The following is a 22834-nucleotide window of genomic DNA, read 5'->3' as shown; positions in this document are numbered from 1 at the left end:
GGAATGCTTATCTTGGAGCAGGCTTCCCGCTTAGATGCTTTCAGCGGTTATCCCTCCCGGACGTAGCCAACCGGCCGCGCCACTGGCGTGACGACCGGCATACCAGAGGTCCGTCCACCCAGGTCCTCTCGTACTATGGGCAGGCCTCCTCAACATTCCAACGAGCGCAGAGGATAGAGACCAAACTGTCTCACGACGTTCTGAACCCAGCTCGCGTGCCGCTTTAATCGGCGAACAGCCGAACCCTTGGGACCTGCTCCAGCCCCAGGATGCGACGAGCCGACATCGAGGTGCCAAACCATCCCGTCGATATGGACTCTTGGGAATGATCAGCCTGTTATCCCCGGGGTACCTTTTATCCGTTGAGCGATGCCGCGCCCGTGCGCCGGCACCGGATCACTATCTCCGACTTTCGTCCCTGCCCGAACCGTCGTTCTCACAGTCAAGCCCGCTTGTGCGATTACACTCGACACCCGATTGCCAACCGGGCCGAGCGGACCTTTGAGCGCCTCCGTTACTCTTTGGGAGGCAACCGCCCCAGTTAAACTACCCGCCAGGCACTGTCCCTGACGAGGATCACTCGTCGAGGTGAGACGTCAAACGAGAACAGAGCGGTATTTCACCTTGCGGCTCCACACGGGCTGGCGCCCATGCTTCGAAGCCTCCCGCCTATGCTACACAATCCGCGACTGACGCCAATACCAAGGTATAGTAAAGGTCCCGGGGTCTTTTCGTCCTTCTGCGCTTAACGAGCATCTTTACTCGTACTGCAATTTCGCCGGGCTCCTGGTCGAGACAGTGGGGAAGTCGTTACGCCATTCGTGCAGGTCGGAACTTACCCGACAAGGAATTTCGCTACCTTAGGATGGTTATAGTTACCACCGCCGTTTACCGGGGCTTGAATTCACCGCTTCACCACAAAGGCTGACGGATCCTCTTAACCTTCCGGCACCGGGCAGGCGTCAGAGCGTATACAGCGGCTTGCGCCTTCGCACGCTCCTGTGTTTTTGGTAAACAGTCGCTACCCCCTGGCCTGTGCCGCCCCCACACGCTCCGGGAGCAAAGTCCCTTCACCCGCGGGGGCCTCCCTTATGCCGAAGGCACGGGAGCAATTTGCCGAGTTCCTTGACCAGGATTCGCCCGATCGCTTCGGTATTCTCTACCAGACCACCAGTGTCGGTTTGGGGTACGGGCGGACATGCATCCTCACGCCGAAGCTTTTCTCGGCAGCATGGGATCACCGGATATCGGGCCGAACGGCCCCCATCATCGCGCCTCGCCCTATATGCATCCCGGATTTGCCTGGGATGCGGGCCGCACGCTTGACCACGGACTACCACCGCCGCGGCCGGCCACCCTCCTGCGTCACTCCACGCGCTAACCGCCGGGAATCCACCCGCCACGCCAAGGCCACGAACCCACCCGAAAGCGGGAACGAAACCAGGACGGGGAAGGCCCCAACCCATTGGTTCCTTTCGGCTGCACGCCGGTACGGGAATATCAACCCGTTCATCCATTCGACTACGCCTGTCGGCCTCGCCTTAGGACCCGACTCACCCGGGGACGACGAACGTGGCCCCGGAACCCTTGGTCATCCAGCGGCGGGGATCCTCACCCCGCTCTCGCTACTCATGTCTGCATTCTCACTCCCGCGAAGTCCACGGCACGCTCACACGGCCGCTTCGCCCCTCGCAGGACGCTCTCCTACCCAGCGACAAGACATCGCTGCCGCGTCTTCGGTGGCGTGCTTGAGCCCCGCTACATTGTCGGCGCGGAACCACTAGACCAGTGAGCTGTTACGCACTCTTTCAAGGATGGCTGCTTCTGAGCCAACCTCCTGGCTGTCTATGCGACTCCACATCCTTTCCCACTTAGCACGCGCTTGGGGACCTTAGACGACGATCTGGGCTGTCTCCCTCTCGACGACGGAGCTTATCCCCCGCCGACTCACTGCCGGGATACACGTGACGGGTATTCGGAGTTCGGCTGCCATTGGTACCCAATACGGGCCCGCGGGCATCCGGTAGCTCTACCCCCCGCACGAAGATTCCCCGACGCTGCACCTAAATGCATTTCGGAGAGAACCAGCTATCACGGAATCTGATTGGCCTTTCACCCCTAACCCCAAGTCATCCCCCCGGTTTTCAACCCAGGTGGGTCCGGTCCTCCACACGGTCTTACCCGCGCTTCAACCTGCTCAGGGCTAGATCATCCCGCTTCGGGTCCAGGGCACGCGACTCAAACGCCATATTGCAGACTCGCCTTCGCTACGGCTCCCCCACCCGGGTTAGCCTCGCCACGCACCACTGACTCGCAGACTCATTTTTCGATAGGCACGCCGTCACCCCACTTCGGGAGGCTCCGACGGATCGTAGGCGCACGGTTTCAGGTACTCTTTCACTCCCCTCCCGGGGTGCTTTTCACCTTTCCCTCACGGTACTAGTTCGCTATCGGTCGGACAGACATACTTAGGCTTACCCGACGGTCCGGGCAGATTCACACGGGATTCCACGAGGCCCGCGCTACTTGGGACAAACGACCATACGGAGACCGTGCGCCTTCGGCTACGGGGCTCGCACCCTCTACGGCCAGGCCTTCAAGCCTGCTCGCCTACCACACGGTTTTCTGACTCCGCCACGACGCGTCGGCATCGTGACAGGCCGTCCCACAACACCACGCACGCAACCCCCGACGGGTATCCACGCGCACGCGGTTTGGCCTGATCCGCTTTCGCTCGCCACTACTCACGGAGTATCCTTTCCTGCAGGTACTGAGATGTTTCACTTCCCTGCGTACCCCCCGCACCAGGTGCGGTGGCCATCCATGACGATGGCCGGGTTCCCCCATTCGGAGACCCTCGGATCGAAGCCCGCTCGGCGGCTCCCCGAGGCATATCGCTGCCCGCAACGTCCTTCATCGGCACTGTCCGCCAAGGCATCCACCATACGCCCTTGCAGACGACACACCCCCAAGGCCCGAAGACCCCGGGACGCCCGCCCGCATCGACACAGCAAATTCCTGGACGACAAATCATCACACTAACGATCACAAAACGATCAAAACGAAACCGGAACACCCGGACCCGCAACGGGCCCCGGGCCTTCCGGCGAAACACACAGCACCGGCCACCCCCGACAAACACGAGGGAGCCGTGCTGCTCGCGTCCACTATCCAGTTCTCAAACCACCACGCACCAACCCGGCACGCGCCACACGCCACACAGACGAAGGCCGCACGGGAAGGGCCGGGAACGCCAACCCACGCGAACACGCGGGCCGGTGGCGATCCGGGAACCCAAAAGCACGCCCGTACCACCCGACCCGACGGGCCGGCCAACGATCTCTTCCACACCAGCAAGCCCCGAACCCATCCGGACGATCCGGACGCGGGGCCACGCAAGGGCCACGAGACATGACCCGAAGACTCCGTAGAAAGGAGGTGATCCAGCCGCACCTTCCGGTACGGCTACCTTGTTACGACTTAGTCCCAATCACGAGCCTCACCTTAGACGGCTCCATCCCACAAGGGGTTAGGCCACCGGCTTCGGGTGCTGCCCACTTTCATGACTTGACGGGCGGTGTGTACAAGGCCCGGGAACGCATTCACCGCAGCGTTGCTGATCTGCGATTACTAGCGACTCCGCCTTCACGCAGTCGGGTTGCAGACTGCGATCCGAACTGAGACCGGTTTTCAGGGATCCGCTCCGCGTCGCCGCGTCGCATCCCGCTGTACCGGCCATTGTAGCATGCGTGAAGCCCTGGACGTAAGGGGCATGATGATCTGACGTCATCCCCACCTTCCTCCGAGTTGACCCCGGCGGTCCCACGTGAGTTCCCACCATGATGTGCTGGCAACACGCGGCGAGGGTTGCGCTCGTTGCGGGACTTAACCCAACATCTCACGACACGAGCTGACGACGACCATGCACCACCTGTGAACCCGCCCCGAAGGGAAGCGACGTCTCCGCCGCGGCCGGGAACATGTCAAGCCCAGGTAAGGTTCTTCGCGTTGCATCGAATTAATCCGCATGCTCCGCCGCTTGTGCGGGCCCCCGTCAATTTCTTTGAGTTTTAGCCTTGCGGCCGTACTCCCCAGGCGGGATGCTTAACGCGTTAGCTCCGACACGGAACCCGTGGAAATGGGCCCCACATCCAGCATCCACCGTTTACGGCGTGGACTACCAGGGTATCTAATCCTGTTCGCTCCCCACGCTTTCGCTCCTCAGCGTCAGTGACGGCCCAGAGACCTGCCTTCGCCATTGGTGTTCTTCCCGATATCTACACATTCCACCGTTACACCGGGAATTCCGGTCTCCCCTACCGCACTCAAGCCCGCCCGTACCCGGCGCGGATCCACCGTTAAGCGATGGACTTTCACACCGGACGCGACGAGCCGCCTACGAGCCCTTTACGCCCAATAAATCCGGATAACGCTTGCACCCTACGTATTACCGCGGCTGCTGGCACGTAGTTAGCCGGTGCTTATTCGAAAGGTACACTCAACCCCCGAAGGGGCCTTGCTCCCGATCAAAAGCGGTTTACAACCCGAAGGCCGTCATCCCGCACGCGGCGTCGCTGCATCAGGCTTGCGCCCATTGTGCAATATTCCCCACTGCTGCCTCCCGTAGGAGTCTGGGCCGTATCTCAGTCCCAATGTGGCCGGTCGCCCTCTCAGGCCGGCTACCCGTCGAAGCCACGGTGGGCCGTCACCCCGCCGTCAAGCTGATAGGACGCGACCCCATCCCATGCCGCTGAAACGCCTTCCCGACGGAACATGCGTTCCGCCGGAGCATCCGGCATTACCACCCGTTTCCAGGAGCTATTCCGGTGCATGGGGCAGGTTGGTCACGCATTACTCACCCGTTCGCCACTCTCACCGATCCAGCAAGCTGCATCGGATCCCGTTCGACTTGCATGTGTTAAGCACGCCGCCAGCGTTCATCCTGAGCCAGAATCGAACCCTCCACGAAAAAACCATCATGAAGAGGCACCGATCAGATGACTCTCACAAAAAATAAGAAAAAAGACGAGCACGTCCTATAAGGAAGGACGCGCACACAAAAACCCCGACCCCCATCAACGCCCCCCGGCGACTCCGACCGGAACGGACGGAGCGGGAATCGGACTGGCAATCATTGACTATCAATAAGATAAGTAGTACAGACACGCTCTTGAGTTCTCAAACCACCACCACACGCAAGGAAACCGGCCGACCGGAACCATCCGGGGCCGCACCGTGCGGCAGCAAAAAATTAATTTACTCCAACCGGCAAAAGAACGCAAACCGGCGGGCATGCAAAAGCTCGGAGACCAATGTTTCCAAGGCCTCCACGGCGTGTCGCACCACCGCCGATTCCAATCAATCCAGCGGCATATCCCGTCGGCATCGCCGTCGATATCAACGATACCGCCATCACCTCAACAACATATGCATTAACCGTCAAATTTCATCGCGAACAGTGCCGCAATTCACCTTGCATTTATTTTCCGCCACATCGCAGCGGCTTCACGCACATCGCGCGCACACCGCAATCCGGCAGCATCCAGCGGCAATATCAGTCGGCGGCATCAATCCGGCAGCGTCAATCCCGTAAAAACCAAACGCCAATCGCCAACGACAAAAAACATCACCGCCGCAAGACCGCCCCATCGCACAACGCGCTTTCCGAAAACTCAAACGGAACGCATGGGAAGACATATATAAGGACTACCGTTACAGGTATGACAAAACAAATCGCAATTCTTACCGGCGCGGGCATTTCGACTTCCGCCGGCATCCCCGATTTCCGCGGGCCCGACGGCGTGTGGACGAAGCATCCCGAACAGATGAACGTCTATGACATCGACGCTTTTCTTTCCAGCACAGAAGACCGCGAGTACTCGTGGCGCTGGCAAAAGGAATCACCCGTATGGAACGCGCAGCCAGGAGCGGCGCATAAGGCGCTTGTCGCATTGGAACAGGCAGGCATGCTCAGTCTGCTCGCCACGCAGAATTTCGACGCATTGCACGAAAAGGCCGGCAACAGCAGCGACGTCATCGTCAATCTGCACGGCACCATCGGCACATCGCATTGCATGAAATGCCATGCGAAATACGACACCGCCGACATCATGGCGCGGCTTGACGAAAACCCGGACCCGCACTGCCGCCGCAAACTGCCGTATAAAGGCAATATGCCGTGCGACGGGCTGATCAAAACCGACGTCGTCTATTTTGGCGAGGCGCTGCCGGATGGCGCGATGGAAAAGTCGATGCGCCTGGCGCAGCAGGCCGACGAATTCTGGGTGATCGGATCCACGCTGGAGGTTTTCCCGGCGGCTTCGCTGGTGCCGGTCGCCGCACAGGCCGGGGTGCCGATCACCATCATGAATATGGGACGCACGCAATATGACGGCCTCGCCACGACACTGATCCATGACGACATCGCCGTCGCGCTGCCGGAATTGGTGGAACGCACGATCGCCGAACAGTGACATTCCAGGTGGTATTCCATGTGATATTGCATCGTGGCGGCGCCGCCCAATGACGACGCCGCCACAATTGTCAGCGAATCAGTAGATGCGACGCGGCTGGAAGCCTTCCGCATGGAGGGCGGCCAGCACGCGGTCGATGTGGTCCGGCCCGTTCGTTTCGACGGTCACCTCCAGAGCGACGGCGTTCGTGTAGTGCGCGGACGCCTTGAATTGGTCGTGGTCAAGCGCGATGACGTTCGCACGCTCTCGGGCCAGAATGGACGCGACCTTCACGAGCTGGCCCGGAACATCCGGCAGCTCCACTTCGAAATTCATGATGCGGCCGCGGGCGATCATGCCCTTCTGGATCACCGCGCCGATGGTCACCGTATCGATGTTGCCGCCGGACATGATCGGCACGACGACATGCGGCCCTTCGGCCGACGCAAACTTGCGGGAACGCAGGTTCAGATGCTCCAGCGCAGCCAACGACACCGCTCCCGCGGCTTCGACGACCAGCTTGTGCTTTTCGAGCATCAGCAGGATCATTTCATTGATGTCACGTTCGCTTACCGTGACCAGATCGTCGAGGAATTCGTCCAGCAAGGCGAAGGTCAGGTCGCCCGGACGTTTGACGGCGACGCCTTCGGCCGACGTCGACACTTGTTCCGCCGGCACCACGCGACCTGCGGCAAACGAATTCTTGAATGCGGGGCTGCCTTCGGGAATCGCGCCGATCACACGGACTTCCGGCTTGAAGGTCTTGATGGCCAGCGCGACGCCCGCGCCAAGGCCTCCACCGCCCAACGGCACGATCACATCGGTGACGTCGGGCACGTCCTCAAGGATCTCCAGACCGATTGTGCCCTGGCCGCACAACACTTCGTAATCATCAAACGGCGGCACATAAATCATGCCCTGCTTTTCGGAAAGCTCGGCGGCGTATGCTGCGGCCTCATCGAAAACGTCGCCGTGCAGCACCACTTCGGCGCCGTACGCTTTGGTGGCGTCGACCTTCAGCGGCGGCGTGATCGTCGGCATGCAGATCGTCGCCTTCGCCCCGCGTTCGCGCGCCGCATAGGCGACGCCTTGCGCATGGTTGCCTGCGGAGGCCGTGACGATGCCGCGGGCAAGCTCCTCCTCGCTCAACGATGCGATTTTGTTGTAGGCGCCGCGGATTTTGAAGGAGCCGGTCACCTGCAGGTTTTCCGGTTTCAACAGGATCTCATGCCCGGTCATTTCCGACAGGGTCGGCGAGGCGATGATTTCGGTATGACGGGCGGTGCCTTTGAGGCGCTCGGCTGCGAGCTTCAATTCGGCAGCGTGATCGCGCTGCAATGCTTTAAGGACGTCTTTCTGTTCCATAACAAGCAGTGTAGGCGCCATCCGCGCCCGATCGGTGGCATATTCCGTTTTTCGGGCCTGCGCGCGGCGCGCGACAATAATCGATGCCGCTCGTTTCACGTGAAACAAGCGGCATCATATATGCGTGGCGTCATCAATATGCAGTCATATACATTCGTATTGTTGATGACGCCGAATCAGCAATGCTGTATTGCAGGCGCGACTACAGGCGCACGACCACGCCTTCCCAGCAGGCAAGCTCGCCCTTTGACAGGTGGCGCGCGCTGCGGGCCGCGTCATATGTGCTGATCACGATCTGCGATTCGGCGACGCCATCGCCGATCATCGCCGCGGCCTGCGGCGGGACGGTCGCGTAGTGGCCGCTCAGATTGACGATGACCAGCAGCGTCTCCTCACCCAGCGTGCGGGTGAAGGCGTACGCCTGATCGTTGTCGGGATCGATCAGAGTCCAATCACCGGCGGCGACGGTCGGATCGTTGTGACGCAGCGCGATCAGCTTCTTGTAGAAGGCGTGCACCGAATCCGGATCATCGAATTCGCCGGCAGCATTGATGTCGACATGATTCGGATTCACCGCGAGCCACGGCTCGGTCGGCGCATCCACAGCGGTGAAGCCAGCATACTTGGAGCCATCCCACTGCATTGGCGTGCGCGCGTTGTCGCGACTGTTCTTCTCCAGCGCAGCCATCATCGATTCCGGCGTCTGAATCTTCGCCTCTTCAACGCGCTGACGATACGCATTGATGGATTCCAGATCGCGATATTGGTCAAGCGTCTTGAAATGAGCGCCCGTCATGCCCAATTCTTCGCCCTGATACACATATGGCGTGCCGCGATGCATATGAATCAGCAAACCGAATGCCTTGGCGGAAAGCGCACGGCTCTCTTCCGTGGTGTCGTCGCCCCAACGGGAAACCACGCGAGGCTGGTCGTGATTACAGAAGAACAAGCTGGCCCAACCGGCGTTCTTCACCGCATCCTGTTGTGCAGCAAGCTTGTCGCGCAGCCACGTCATACGGAATGGCGACGGCTCCCACTTGGAATCGCCTTCAGCTTCACCAACATGGTCGAACAGGAACAGCATGTCAAGTTCCTTATTTGCCGGATTCGTAATGTGCTCGTTGCGCAGCGGGGTCACACCCGGGGCTTCGCCGACATTCATATAGCCTTCGCGGCCCTCGAAGACTTCGCGACGCATTTCAGCCAAGAATTCGTCAATACGAGGGCCATCGGAGCAGAAGCCACCCGGATTCGAATAGCCTTCCGGACCGACCGGCTCGTCAGCAATCTCACTGCCAACCTCACCAGGCAGACGGCCATTGCAATCGATGATCTTGGAAATCTGCGTAATCACATCCATACGGAAGCCGTCGATACCGCGATCCATCCACCAATTCATCATCTTGTAGACGGCCTTGCGCACTTCCGGATTTTCCCAATTCAAATCAGGCTGCTTCTTCGAATACTGGTGGAAGAAGTATTCGCCGCGCTTCGGATCATACTGCCAAGCGGAACCGCCAAAATAGGAGCCCCACTCATTCGGCTCAGCGCCCGGCGTACCCGGCTCATGGCCCGGCTTCGCAGGACGCCACCAATACCAGTCGGCATGCGGATCGTTCTTGTCACGGCTCGCCTGGAACCAGGCATGCTCGTCGGACGTGTGGTTCACCACAAGATCCATAACAATCTTCAAGCCGCGCTTATGCGCCTCGGCCAGCAGCTCGTCCATGTCTTCCAACGTGCCAAACAGCGGGTCGATATCCTGATAGTCGGAAATATCATAGCCATTGTCGTCTTGCGGGGACTTGTACACCGGGCTCAGCCACAGCACGTCCACGCCAAGGTCGGCCAGGTAGTCCAGACGCGACGTGATGCCTTTCAGATCGCCGATGCCGTCGCCGTTGGTGTCCTGGAAGGAGCGCGGGTAGATCTGATACACCACGGCGTTCGTCCACCACGGGTTCGGCGTTGCGCCGTTGGTACGGATATCGTCGGCGAGCGCCGGGCGATTGAAGGATGTCATGCCAGCTCCTTTGCTTCAAGAGAATATGTGATTCAATTGCGTCCCATCATAATTTCGCCGGTTTTACTTTCCCATTTGCGACTGCGATTGGCGCGTCGGCAACAAAATCTGAGGATCGGTGAGATTTGCGGGCATATCGCCTTCGACGCGGAATACTCGGACGTCACCGAAGTCGATGTCGCATTCCCAACGTTCGCCAGTTGCCAACGTTATTGATTTTCCCGTTTCCGCATCCGTCAATACGCAGCCTCCGCCGGTGCCGATGAGTACGCATGTCTGCTGTTCGCGGCGCATGCCGACGAACAGCACGAAATCGGTACCGTCGAATCGCGCCTGCAAAACCAGACTCGTGTCCGATTGGGTAGGGTCCTGCAGAAGCGAGTTCGGCAAAGGGCGTGCCGGCATTTCCGGACGCGGTAGCGTTCCGTCGGGGGCGAACAGCATACGCAGGATATCGGCGTTGGTGCGGCCGACCGCATCGGAGCAGTAGACAGGTCCTCCGCTTACCGCACGTAGGATGGCGTGCGCGTGCGCATGCGGATGTTCGGTCCAGAACATGTCCCAGTCGCAATGGTAGAGCTCGTTCATCAATAGTGAGCAGTACGCGTTCTGCATGATGTGTTCAGCGAAGGAATCCGGATCGTGCGGCAGATAGTCATCGCTGCTGCGCACGATTGGCGAGGTGGGGCGATGCCAATAATCTTCAGACGCCATGCCCATGCAATTGATCAGCGCGCCGCCGAAATATTGTTCGACGCTGGCGTCAAGCGCGCCATGCCGTTCTTTGGCGGATTCGCCGTAGCTTTCCATGCCTCGCGTCATGACCGATGTCGAGCTTTGTGAATCGACTTTGACGAAGTCGATTCCCGCGGCTTGCAGACGGCTGTTCCACTCATTCCAGAATCGTCTGGCTTCATCGTAATGCGAAGAAGGAATGATGCATCCGTTGGCGGTTACAGCGATTTCCTTGCCGATTACGGCAGCAACGGCGCCATCGTGGCCAAGACCACGCCAATATCCTTGGTATGCCTGCCATACGCCGACGCTGCGCACTCCATATTCGTTTTTCAGCACATCGACGGTGTGCGCCAATCCCTGCGGAAAACGTTGCCTGTCCGCGTCAAAATCCTGCAATGTTTCCGCGGCATGATCGGTCAAAGACCATCCGTCATCGATCAGCACCCAGGAAATAGGAATGCGTTTGGTACGGAATTCCTCCATTTTCGCGATGATCGCCGCTTCGTTGACGTCACGTCCCAATGAATCCCAAGTGCACCAGCCCAATCCCGTCAACGCCTGCGGGAAGTCGCGCTGCGCGCGCATGGCGATGGAACTGCGTTCCGCCGCCGCCGACGCGCAGGCATGAATCGCCTCATAGGGGTCGTCGCTTACCGATATGTAGGCGACGGTGTCCCGCAACGCAACGCGTCCGGAACGGTTGATCGACAGCGACAGACGAATTCCCTTCCCGCTCTCGTCCTCTGCACGGCCGCCGGATTGCGTCGGACCCCAATCGGCTCGCGCGTCATCGCCGCATATCGCCAACAGACACTGCCATCGCCCCGACACGTTCCGACCGAGCACCATTTGCGTTCGTTCCGGCACATGCGCCGCGTCCTGCACCCACGATGGCCGCATCCACCATTCTTTGTGCTGGTATATCGCCAGCACAGGCGAAGCAAAATCGGGTACGGCGCAGCGAATCGTCAGTGAGCAATCCGCGGCGAAGGTGTCCTGTTCCTGAAAGGCGGCGGCCCGATCCGGCGGCTGCGAAAGCACAGCGGTCACGTCAATGCGCCATGCCTGCGGCGGGCAGGATTCTTCATCGTCGCAATCGTCGCGGTGTGGCAAGGGCGCCACTGATACAGCGGTCACGGAGGCGGCCGTCGACGGCAGCGGCGCATATGCGACATCCGCCGCGCCAGCATAACGGCTTGCGGCGGATGTTATGCGCGCGGTTACGTCAAAGATCGTAAGAGGGCATTCGCATGGTCGGCAGATCATTGGTCAGATCCCGCCTGCGGCGCACACCACAGCACACAGTTCGGCGGCACGCATGTCGTCTCCCCGCCCGTTGCGATAGCTGGGTCGGATGACACCAGTACGTGCAAGCCGGCATATTGCGGAGCGATCGTCGCGTTTTCCGTATCGGAATAATTGGCGAACACCGTCATGCCGGAAGGCAGACGCCAGGCCATGGCCGTATCTTCCGCCAAAGCATCGTCCAACCAGACGAAGTCGTAATCAGACCCGTTAGCAACCCATCGACGCCGCAGCGCAATGGCCTGTCGATACATATTCAGCACGGAATGCGGATCCTCGTTTTCGCGGGAGACCGCATACTGCGCGAACCATGCCGGCTGCGGCAGCCACGATTCACCCGTATCGTTGAATCCGAATGCGCCGCCGTCTTCCGTCCACGGCAGCGGCACACGGCAGCCGTCACGGCCTTTGAACGTGTGGCCGGTGCGTTCCCAATTCGGATCCTGGATATCGTCCTCGGTCAATTCGAAATCTTCAGGGAGACCAAGCTCCTCGCCTTGGTAGACGAACGCAGTGCCGGGCAAGCCCAGCATCACCAATGCCGCGGCGCGAGCGCGTCGGGCGGTGACCTGCGGATCTATGGCTGGGTCCGTTCCGTCAGAGGTCACCCATGCGACGATGTCCGCGCCGGAAGGCAGCCCTAGGCGCGACGCGATGCGAGGCACGTCATGGTTGCCCAGCACCCAGGTCGGAGCGGTCTGCGCATCCAGCGCAAACGTATAGGTACGTTCAATGGTCTGCCGGTATTCGCCCTTGTTCCAAGCGGCCTTCGACATGGAGAAATCGAATACCGCACCCAATTCGTCCTGGCGGGCGTATTGGAAGACGCGCGGCGTAAACGGAGTCCATGACTCCCCCACCGCATATTTCGCCGGCGTATAGCGATTGAACAATTCACGCCATTCCCGGTAGATGTCATGGACGGCGTCGCGATCCCACAAAGGATCGCCGCCGTCCGCCGACTGCGGAGCCATGATCGTCGGATCGGGGCGGTCTCGCAACGGTTCCGCAAGATCCTTGGCCAATCCGTGTGAAACATCGATACGGAAGCCGTCGACGCCTTTATCGCACCAGAATTTCAGAATGCGGAGGAATTCCTCATGCACTTCGCGATTGTCCCAGTTCAGATCGGGCTGTTCTTTGGCGAAAAGGTGCAGATAGTACCATCCGTCACCGCAAGGCTCCCATGCGGAACCGCCGAAATTGCTTATCCAGTTGGTCGGCGGCAGCTCTCCGTGCTCGCCTTTCCCGCGATGGAATACATATCGCTTCGCCGCTTCGGATTCCGGCCCCTGCGCAAGCGCTTCACGGAACCAGGGATGCTGGTCCGAAGTGTGATTCGGCACGATGTCGATGATGATGCCGATGCCAAGCGCATGCGCCTTGTCGACCAGTTCATCGAATTGCGCCATCGTGCCCAGTTTTGGATCGACATCGCAATAATCGGCGACGTCATAGCCGCCGTCGGCCAACGGCGACGGATAGAACGGCGACAGCCAGATCGCGTCGACGCCCAAGGTCTTCAGGTACTCCAGCCTGCCGATGACGCCTGCGATATCGCCATTGCCGTCGCCGTTCGCATCGCGGAACGAACGCGGATAAATCTGGTAGATGACGGCGTCTCTCCACCAATCCTCATTCTGTAACGCCATATTTCCTCCCTATCACGACAAAAGTAATCCCTTGCGCGCATGACGCGCATAAACCGGAACAACAGTACGGAAATCACAAATAGATGACCCGCGACATATTCGCGGCACATATGAGTCTGGCCGCTGAAATGCTGATTCCAGCGGCCATATCGAATATCCTGCGATGCGATCAGCCCTTGACGGAGCCGGCCAGCATGGCGCGGATGAAGTAGCGCTGCAGGAAGATGAACAGAATCATGGTCGGAGCCATGATCAGCAATGCGCCAGCATTCAGCAGCACGACATCGGTCTGATACTGACCGACGAAGGACTGCAGCGCACCGGCCATCGTGCGCTTATTCGGATCGTTCTCCAACACCACCGCAAGCAGGAACTGGTTCCACGTCGCCAGGAAGGTGAGGATGCCGAGCGATGAAATGGCCGGCAACGCCAACGGCAGCTGAATCGACATGAAAGTGCGGAAATGGCCCGCGCCATCGATGCTGGCGGCTTCGATCAGATCGCGAGGCATCTGTTCGAAGCAGGACCGCATCCAAATGATGCCGAAAGGAATGTTCAGGCCGATAAGCGGCAGAATCAGCGCCCAACGGGTGTTCAGCAATCCCATGTCGCTGATTTCGTAGTACAGCGGGGTGACCAGGGTCTCGAACGGGATGGTCAGACCGACCAGGAACACCACATAGATGAGGCCCTTGCAAGGCACTCGCAGCTGGGCGAATGCATAACCGCCAAGGGCGGAGAAAATCACGACGCACGGCACGACTGCAACGACCAATATGGCGCTGTTGATCAGCAGCGGGGTGATGTTCGCCATGTTCCAGGCGTCAATGAAATTCTCCCAATGCGGAGTGGCGGTGAACTGAATGCCCTCCGGCATGGAGCCCTGCGGCTGCAGCGCCGCGGACAGCATGCTGATAAACGGGAGCACACAGAACAAAACCGTCAATGCCAGCATCACGTTGCCTGTGATGCGTACCGTCTTGGACTGCTTCATGCCGTCACTTCTCCTTACCGTTGACCAGACGCTGCAGCGGGCCGACCACCAGCAGCACCAACACCATCAGGGTGACCGCCAAAGCGGAGGCCAAACCGACGCTCTGTTGCGTGAACGCCAAGCGATACACCTGCACGCCAGGGACCATCGTGGAGGTTCCCGGGCCGCCCTGTGTGGACATGTACACCACATCGAAGCTGGCCAGCGCCGCGATAATCGTCATGGTCAGGCACACGCCGATCTGACCGCGCAGACCTGGCAGCGTGATGTAGAACAGCTGACGCCACCAACCGGCGCCATCCAAGCTCGCCGCTTCATACAGCGACTGGTCGATTCCGCCGATGCCCGACAGCAGCAGCACCACGCAGAAGCCCAGCTGCAGCCAGAATCCGATGACACCCACAGCGTTCAAGGCAGTGGACTGGTCGCCCAGCCATACATGGGCGAACTTTCCCAGCCCCACGGCATTCAGCAGCTGGTTGACGGTGCCTTTGTCGGCAAGCATCCACGTCCAGGCGACGCCTGCGGCCGCGCCCGGAATGACGCGCGGCAGGAACAGGCAGACCTGCGCGAAGGAACGACCGGCCTTGGAACGCATGTCCTTGATCAGCACAGCAATGATCAGTCCGAGCACGATGGGGATCAGGGAGAAGAAAATAATAAGGTAGAAGGAATGCAGAATCGAACCGTACAGCTCCGGATCGGTGAACACCTTGACGTAATTGTCGAAGGCCACGAACGTGCTGGCATCGATGCCGTTCCACTCGTACAGCGAGTACCACATCGTCTGGAGGATGGGCCACAGCTCGAACGCGGCGTAGAACACCAGCGCCGGAGCCAGGAACAGCAGACTGACCACGCCAAGCGACATGGAGCGCTTCGGCTTGTCGGGTTGTTTAGCAGCCATGTTTTACCACACTTTGCCTGTTGGATGGTTCGGGCGGGACGTCACCGTTCCGCCCGAACCCGCGATGCGTTCAACGCGCACCGACTGTTGTCACTTGGTTTCCTCTTCGTACTGGGCCTGGATGGAGTCGACGAACTCCTGCGGGCCCATGGTGCCGTCGATCAGGGATTGGAATCCCGGAATGATGGCGCTGGCCTGGATGCCTGCAGTGGCGTTGTTGATGTAGTCGGTGGTGTTCCCGGATTCGACGAGACCCTCGTACGCGGTCAGCACCTGTCCAAGCAGCTGGTTGTCGGTGGACGGGGTTTCGCCCTCTCCGATCGGCGGATAGCCGTTGTCCACGGCGATCTGACGGGCTTCATCGCTCTGCAGGAAATCGAGGAACGCAGCGGCCGCGTTCTTGTTCTTGGCGTTGGCCGGAATGCCGAAGGCAGTGACGGCGTTGGCGGCGGCGGAGCCGGAGTCGCCTTCGTTCTCGCCAGGGAACGCGATCCAGCCAGCGGCGTCGCCCAGGGCATCGTTGATGGATCCGGTGTACCAGCTGCCGGCCGGGAAGAACAGCGATTCGCCGTTGCAGAAGCGGCCCAGCGCGGTGGAGCCGTCAAGGGCAAGCGCGTCCGAGGAGAAGTAGCCCGCATCGGCCCATTCCTTGATCTTCTCGGCGGCCTTCACGGCGCCTTCGGTGTTGAAGGTGGCGCCGTCCTTCTGAACGATCCACTCCTGCACCGTGTCGCGTCCTTCATAGTTGGTGAGCAACGCCTGATAGATGTAGGAGGTGCCGCCTTCCTTGGCGGGCATCATCATGGGAAGCACGCCGGCGTCCTTGGCCTTGCGCATGTCTTCCTCCAGTTCGGCCATGGTCGCCGGGGCTTCGGTGATGCCGAGCTCCGCCGCCACGTCTTTGTTCCAGAACATGCCGGTCATCGAGATGCCGGACGGCACCGCATACAGGCTGCCGGAACCGATCTTGCCGTTGTCGTCCACACGATAGACCTCGGTCTGCGCCTCCGGCAAGGACCAGCCATAGGCTTCCGCGTATTCATCCAGGTTGACCACGTGTCCGCCGCGAACCGCGGAGTTGATATCGGTGATACGCGCGATGTCGGGCGTATCAGCAGCGGAAATGATGCGGGGGCCGTTCTGCTGGGAGGTGTTGTCCGGATCGTATGTGGCCGTGATGCTGATGTTGGGGTACTTCTCCTCGAAGGCGGCGATCAGCTGATCGTCGAACGCCTTCAGGCCTGCGCCGTCCCACAGGGTCAGCTCATATTTCTCATCGCCGAGGTCGGTGCTCACCGGCTCGTCGTTGGCCGTGGAGTTCGCGTTATTCGACGAGCCCGGGCCGCAGGCCGCGAAGGAGAACGCGCATGCGGCCGCCATCATGCCGGCTGCGACTGTTTTGAACGTCTTGCCAATCCTCATGGAATGGTCCTTTCCTGAAATCTCCAATACATCTTCTTCGACGCGCCAAGCGCCATTTGCTAAGCGCTTATATAAGCGTAAGCGATATCGAACCGGTTTGTCAAATAATCGTAAAACATGCAGAAAATAGGCGTGTTTCAATACACTTCAGCCTATGTGACATCAAATTTTTCTTTCGCAAAATCATTTTGCACTATCATGAATATATCAACGCTTATTGTAAAGCCGGCACAGAGAAGGATGCCAACGCCAACCGCTGCCGATAGAATCGGAAGGGACCGTAAAGGGGACGACATGGCACGAATAACCATCGACGACGTGGCAAAAGCGGCGGGCGTATCGACGTTTACCGTCTCCCGCGCCCTCCGAGGAAAAGACCACGTGGCAGCGGCGACCAAGGAAAAAGTGCTGCGTGCAGCCAAGGCGTTGAACTATACGGCCTCAAAAGCCGCATCATCATTGGCCAGCGGACGCACCAACCGCATCGCGCTGCTTGCGCGCGAGCGTATTTCCGGTTGGTTCATCGGCGAACTGCTGGACGGCATGTATGACGTACTCAGCGGCGAGCATTACGACATCACCGTATACCGTGCAGGCAGCGATGCGGAACGAACGATGTTTTTCAATCATCTGCCCGCCAATCGCAATGCCGACGCACTGATCATCACAGGCTTTTCCGCGACGCAGGACGAAGAGGAAGCCTTGGCCAAAATGGATATGCCAATCATTTTCGTCAACTCTCCGGATACCGACCACTGCCAGGCCTCCATCGCCATCGACGACGTCTCCTCGGAGGCGACGGCGGTGCGATACCTGGCGGCCATCGGCCACCGCCGCTTCTGCTACATCGGCCGCGTGGACCCGCTGCATGGCAACTCGTGGGGCTACGACGCACGAACCCGCGGATACCGCGACGCAATCACCGAACTCAACCTCACCGATTGCGGCATCTTCGCCATCGACCCGCAGGATCCCAAAACCGTGAGGCAGGTGGTCGCCGCGATCCTGTCCATGCCGGAACGTCCGACGGCCATCTGCGTATGGTCCGATTACTATGCGGTCAGCGTGCTGCATGAACTCGGGAAAAACGGCATCGCCGTACCCGATGACATGTCGCTGATCGGGCATGACGGTTCCGATATGGCAGACAGTCTGGAGCTGTCGACCATGGCGCAGCCGGCACGTGAAATCGGACGAATCGCGGCGTACAAAGCGCTGGCCTTGATCGATGGCGGGCCGTTGGAGCAAACGCACACCGTCATCCAGACGACGCTGCAGCCCGGCACGTCCACCGCACCAATCGCAACGCAGTGATGCGGACGGCACAACACGAGCGCGCAGCAACAGCACAATCACAAACGAGCGGGGGCGACGGATTCGAATCCGTCGCCCCCGCTCGCATCCGCGGGATCAAACGATCCGGAAAATCCGGACGCCCTGCCCGCGCGCCGCTCGCGTTATTTCACGGCGCCGCGCATCACGCCGCCGACGACCCAACGCTGGGCGAAGATGTAGACGATCAGCACCGGAGCCATGGCCATCAGGTAGGAGGCGAATGCCATCGGATAGTTCGACGTGAACTGGCTTTGGAACACGTATTGCGCCAGCGGAATCGTCTGGTTCGACTGATCGGTGATCGTGATCAACGGCAGCAGGAAGTCGTTCCAGGCCCACAGGGCGGTCATGATCGCGATGGTCGCGTTGATCGGCCCCATCAGCGGGAAGATGATCGTCCAGAACACGCGCCATGTGCCGGCGCCGTCCATGCGGGCCGCCTCTTCCAGGGACACCGGAATGGAGCGGATGAAGCCGATGGCGATGAACAGATTCGTACCCAGGCCGAGGATCGTGTACAGCACGATCAGGCCGAGCTGGTTGTCCAGATGCAGCGTGCCCATCTGATGTGCGATCGGCAGCATGATGACGGTGAACGGCACGAACATCATGGCCAGGAAGAAGTAGTACAGGAAGCGGAAGAACCGCTTGTCCATGTTGCGGGCCACGGCGTATGCCACGAAGGTGTTGGTCAGCAGCGTCAGCACGATCGCGGCGACGGTGATGATCGCCGAATTAAGTGCGGCCTTCGGATAGTTGACCTTGTTCCATGCGTCCACGAAATTATGCCATTCCCAGGTGGCGGGCAGGCTGAAGGTGCCGGCTTCGGCCGGCGTCTTCAATGCGGTGACGATCGTGAAATACAGGGGGACGAGAACGGTGAGCGACAGCACTGCGACCACTGCGGTGAGCCACCAGTTGATCTTATGGTCGCGGCGATACTTCGGCTTGGCAACGGTTGCGTTGGATGAGGTAGTCATATTCGATGCTCCTTAACGATCTGAAACGCCTTGGAGGAGGCGGATCAGACCTTCTCCTTGCTGCTGAAGAACTTGAGCTGGACGAACGCCAGCACGGCCAGAACGATGAAGAAGGTGACGGCGTTCGCCATCTGATAGGCGTATTCGCCGTTGCCCAGACCATTCTTGAAGATCAGATAGGACACGGTTTCGGTCTTCGAATCCGGGCCGCCGCCGGTCAATGCCACGACCTGGTCGAAGGCGCCCAACGAATTCTTGAGGCTCAGCACCATATTGATGGTGAAGAACGGTCCGATCAGCGGGAAGGTGATCTTCCAGAACTTCTGCCATGCGTTCACGCCGTCGATGTCGGCGGCCTCGTAGATCTCCGAATCAATGGTCTGCAGGCCGGCCAGGTACAGCAGCGTCGAATAGGCGACGCCCTGCCAGACGGACAGGAAGACGATCGGCAGCCACGCCCAGTCCGGATTGGTCAGCAGGGATTCGGACAGCCAGCCGATGCCCAACGCCTTGCCCAATTCGGGAAGGGGAACCATGAAGATGTATTTGAACACGTAGCCGATGACCAGCACGGACAGCGTGTACGGCACGAAGAAGATGGCGCGGAAGCCGTTCTTGAAGGCGATCTTCGAGTTGAGCAGCACCGCCAGGAACATGGCGATCAGATTCGTGCAGACGGTGATGGCGATGGCGATCAGGATCGTGAACAGATACGCATGTCCGACGCGGCTGTCGGAGAACATCGCGATGTAGTTCTTCAGGCCGATGAAATCCCATGTGCCGTAGCCCTGCGAATTGGTCAGCGAATAGAATGCGCCCTGCAGAAACGGCCAGTACAGGAAGGCCGCCACCAGGATCGCGGCCGGAACGGTCATCCAGTAATACGCCTTGTCGACCTTGCGCTTGGAGAATCGGCTTACCTTTTTCTTGTTGTTGTCTGCGCTCATGATATTCCTCCTCTCCTACCGGAAGTTACGGGCCTGGACCTTGTCGTATTCGGACTGCATGCTGTTCAGGAATGCGTCGATATCGCCGGACGACACCAGCGACTGCATGAAGCCTGCGATGTTGATGCTGGCCGGCACATAGTGGTCGCAGAAGTCGGTGATGCGGTTGTCTTCGAAGAACGGCATCACATTGGTCAACGCGTCGTCGCCGACATAGGTTTCCTTCAGCGGCCCGAACGCGGACTGGGCGTCGCAATAATCCTTGATGTTCTCCGGTTCCATCAGGAAGTCCACGAATTCCCGAGCTTCGTCGTAATGGTCGGTGTGCGCGCCGATCGTCAGCATCACGTCGTCGCCTGCGGTCAGCATCTGCTCGTCGGCGTCATCGGTGGCCGGCATCTGCGCGAAGCTCAGATTCATGTCTTCGTCGATCAGACGCACCTGTGGAATCGCATACGTGCCGAGCGGCAGGATTCCGGCCTTGCCGTTGGCGAAGTCCTGCGTGGCCTGCTGATAGGTGACGGACGGATTGTCCTGCGTGTAGTTGCCGAACAGTTCGACCAGTTGTTCGCTCACCGGCCGCCACAGATCCTGGAATGTCGTCTCTCCGGTCTTCAGACCCGCATATTCGCTTTCCGGAACCAACGTCGAATTCAACGACGAGAGCGGGGCCTGCAGCGTCCACGGATCGGCGTAGCTGGCTTCGATCGGCGCGATGCCGGCGGCCTTGAACGTTTCGAGCATATCGAGGAATTCGCTCCACGTCTGCGGAGGATCGTCGGGATCAAGCCCGACCTGCTCCCACAGATCGACGTTGATGATGTAGCCGCTGGCGTTGCCGGCGTAGGGGATCGCGTACAGGCGTTTCTTGGAGGCGTCGTCGGTCTGCACCAGCGCCTTGGCGATGTCCACCATGCCCTCATTGAGGTCGTCCACGACGGGATCGTCGGTGAAATCATGGAATACGCCGGTCTCCGCAAGCAGACCGTAATTGATGTCGCCGTTGATGGTGATGACGTCGGGTTCGCGGTTCTTCACCAGGCGCGTACGCAGGTCGGTGGTCGCATCGGAGGAATTGTTGACGTTCACCTTGATGTCCGGATGGGATTTCTCGAATTCCTTGGCTTTCCTAGTGAACCATTCGCCCGCTTCCGCCTTGTACTGGAAGAAATCCAGCGTAACGGTACCGGCGTTGTCGCCGCCGCATCCCGCCGCGCCGACGCCGATTGCGATCGCGCATGACGCGACGGCCGCACTGCGTACCGCGCGTCGCCAGCCACCCTGCCTTCCGTGAAAATCGCGCTTCATCAATGCTCCTTCGACTTCTTCCGGACGCGCATCATCGCCACGCTCCGTTGCAATCGAATATATCCATCCCGCCTTTTCATTCCCACTCCCAGCGCGTTCGCGCATGTACGAAACTAAAAACGCGGTATTTTTATCTGAGCGAAAGAAAATAATCGGAAAGGAGGCCCTGTGGCACAAGAAAACAGGATTCCACCATGGTTTTCCGGCTCGGAGCATACGCATCACGTCGCCCAGACCATCGCACAGTACGGGCCTATATCGCGCACCACGCTTGCGCAGATTCTGAACCTGTCGCAGGGCGCCCTTTCGAGGATCACCAGCGATCTGATCCATGCGGGCGTCATCGAGGAACAGTCGGTGACGTTCGATTCGGATTCGCGCTTCCCGCAGGGATTCACGCCGAAGAAAAGCGGCGACCGGCGGGGACGCCCGCAGACCGCGTTGCAGCTTTGCGCGCGCGCCCGCACCGTGGTCGGCGTCAAGATTCATGGCGGTCTCATTACGTCCGCCGCGATCGACGCGCATGGCAAGGTGGTGTCGGACTGCCATAAGCGCACGTTCACGGACCAATCCCCCGAACATGTCTCTTCTTTGGTCGCCGAGCTCGCGTCGGAATGCGCCGCGGACGTCGTCGCCGCGAAGCTGCCGGCGCCGTTCGCCGTCGGCATCGCCGTCGGCGGGCATGTCGTCGACGATTCCGTCGTGACGTTCGCGCCGTTCCTGCATTGGGAGAATCCCGTCGATCTCGGCCTGATGGTTTGGCGCGAAACGGGCTTGCCGTGCGGCGTCTATAACGATATCGATTCGCTGCTGGTGGACGCCTGCTGGTTCGGCCCGGGCGTGGGTTTGGACATGTTCGCCGTGGTGACCTTCGGCGTAGGCGTCGGATATTCGCTGGCCGCGCACGGCAAGCCGGTGGATTATCCGGATAAAAGCTATGGTCTGGCCGGGCATATTCCGCTTGATCCGGAAGGCCCGCATTGCCCGTCCGGCCACGTCGGCTGCTCGCAGTGTCTGACGGATGATGCGATCGCCGAACAGTATTCGCAGATGATGGGACGCCCCACCACATTCGAGGAGTTCGCGAAGGACGCGCGCGACCACCGTTCGCTGGCGACGCAGTTGGTGAATCGCACCTGCTTCCGTTTGGGCACGCTGATCGCGATCATCGCGAATCTGGCGATGCCGGCGAAAGTGATGATCGCCGGCGAATCCGCGTTCATCGCCAAATTGGGCACTGATTCCATTCGGGACGGCATCAACCGATACCGGCATAGCCAGACCGCGCCCGTGCCGTTCGTCATCGCCGATCATGATTGGCAATTATGGGCGAAGGCCGCGGCCTCCCAAGTCATTGTGCAGCATATCGGATAGCGGTCGCGATCGGTCGGTTCGTAAAGAGAATA

13 protein-coding genes and 2 rRNA genes are annotated in these 22834 nt (G+C 59.8%); 3 read left to right on the top strand and 12 right to left on the bottom strand.

Annotated features, from left to right (window positions below; all coding sequences use genetic code 11):
- Positions 1 to 2965: ribosomal RNA gene (locus tag AC1AX7_RS05240) — 23S ribosomal RNA — on the bottom strand; the annotation flags it as partial.
- 466 nt (positions 2966 to 3431) lie between these two features.
- A 16S ribosomal RNA gene (locus AC1AX7_RS05235) occupies positions 3432 to 4969 on the bottom strand.
- A gap of 751 nt (positions 4970 to 5720) precedes the next feature.
- Between AC1AX7_RS05235 and AC1AX7_RS05230 the strand changes: the two genes are divergently transcribed.
- On the top strand, positions 5721 to 6473 hold the full coding sequence (locus AC1AX7_RS05230) for an SIR2 family NAD-dependent protein deacylase (RefSeq protein ID WP_476509028.1): 753 nt from the start codon (positions 5721 to 5723) through the stop codon (positions 6471 to 6473).
- A 78-nt stretch (positions 6474 to 6551) separates the two neighbouring features.
- On the opposite strand, the gene ilvA is transcribed toward AC1AX7_RS05230, so the two are convergent.
- From ilvA to AC1AX7_RS05195, 7 genes are all read right to left on the bottom strand, one after another.
- A complete protein-coding gene (ilvA, locus tag AC1AX7_RS05225) occupies positions 6552 to 7817 on the bottom strand; it encodes a threonine ammonia-lyase (protein ID WP_476509046.1) in 1266 nt (421 codons plus the stop codon).
- A gap of 202 nt (positions 7818 to 8019) precedes the next feature.
- Positions 8020 to 9840 carry a glycoside hydrolase family 13 protein gene (locus AC1AX7_RS05220; RefSeq protein ID WP_476509027.1) on the bottom strand — a complete coding sequence of 607 codons (1821 nt, stop codon included), beginning with the start codon at positions 9838 to 9840 and terminating at the stop codon, positions 8020 to 8022.
- Between the two features lie 63 nt (positions 9841 to 9903).
- Entirely contained in the window at positions 9904 to 11628 is a 1725-nt protein-coding gene (locus AC1AX7_RS05215) for a Sip1-related alpha-galactosidase (RefSeq protein ID WP_476509026.1), read from the bottom strand.
- A gap of 212 nt (positions 11629 to 11840) precedes the next feature.
- Positions 11841 to 13535, bottom strand: coding sequence for a glycoside hydrolase family 13 protein (locus AC1AX7_RS05210; RefSeq protein WP_476509025.1), 1695 nt, complete (start codon positions 13533 to 13535; stop codon positions 11841 to 11843).
- A gap of 169 nt (positions 13536 to 13704) precedes the next feature.
- The gene (locus tag AC1AX7_RS05205; protein WP_476509024.1) at positions 13705 to 14529 is read right to left on the bottom strand and encodes a carbohydrate ABC transporter permease; all 825 of its coding nucleotides are present in this window, start codon (positions 14527 to 14529) and stop codon (positions 13705 to 13707) included.
- A gap of 4 nt (positions 14530 to 14533) precedes the next feature.
- On the bottom strand, positions 14534 to 15436 hold the full coding sequence (locus AC1AX7_RS05200; RefSeq protein ID WP_476509023.1) for a carbohydrate ABC transporter permease: 903 nt from the start codon (positions 15434 to 15436) through the stop codon (positions 14534 to 14536).
- A 90-nt stretch (positions 15437 to 15526) separates the two neighbouring features.
- Positions 15527 to 16858: an ABC transporter substrate-binding protein gene (locus AC1AX7_RS05195; RefSeq protein ID WP_476509022.1), complete on the bottom strand. Its 1332-nt coding sequence runs from the start codon at positions 16856 to 16858 to the stop codon at positions 15527 to 15529.
- 294 nt (positions 16859 to 17152) lie between these two features.
- On the opposite strand from AC1AX7_RS05195, the gene AC1AX7_RS05190 reads away from it, so the two are divergent.
- Positions 17153 to 18172 (top strand): LacI family DNA-binding transcriptional regulator, encoded by a 1020-nt coding sequence (locus AC1AX7_RS05190; protein WP_476509021.1) that lies wholly within the window; start codon positions 17153 to 17155, stop codon positions 18170 to 18172.
- 143 nt (positions 18173 to 18315) lie between these two features.
- Here AC1AX7_RS05190 and AC1AX7_RS05185 read toward each other — a convergent pair whose 3' ends face one another.
- The 3 genes from AC1AX7_RS05185 to AC1AX7_RS05175 are packed head-to-tail and all read right to left on the bottom strand — an operon-like array spanning position 18316 to position 21428.
- Positions 18316 to 19173 carry a carbohydrate ABC transporter permease gene (locus AC1AX7_RS05185; RefSeq protein WP_476509020.1) on the bottom strand — a complete coding sequence of 286 codons (858 nt, stop codon included), beginning with the start codon at positions 19171 to 19173 and terminating at the stop codon, positions 18316 to 18318.
- 44 nt (positions 19174 to 19217) lie between these two features.
- A complete protein-coding gene (locus AC1AX7_RS05180) occupies positions 19218 to 20120 on the bottom strand; it encodes a carbohydrate ABC transporter permease (RefSeq protein ID WP_476509019.1) in 903 nt (300 codons plus the stop codon).
- A gap of 15 nt (positions 20121 to 20135) precedes the next feature.
- Positions 20136 to 21428: an ABC transporter substrate-binding protein gene (locus tag AC1AX7_RS05175; protein WP_476509018.1), complete on the bottom strand. Its 1293-nt coding sequence runs from the start codon at positions 21426 to 21428 to the stop codon at positions 20136 to 20138.
- A 168-nt stretch (positions 21429 to 21596) separates the two neighbouring features.
- On the opposite strand from AC1AX7_RS05175, the gene AC1AX7_RS05170 reads away from it, so the two are divergent.
- A complete protein-coding gene (locus AC1AX7_RS05170) occupies positions 21597 to 22802 on the top strand; it encodes an ROK family protein (protein ID WP_476509017.1) in 1206 nt (401 codons plus the stop codon).
- Positions 22803 to 22834 lie beyond the last annotated feature (32 nt).

It is taken from the genome of Bifidobacterium sp. LH_449, assembly GCF_056356755.1.
Note: the sequence above shows the minus strand (reverse complement) of the source record. Positions and strands in the feature narration are given on the sequence as shown.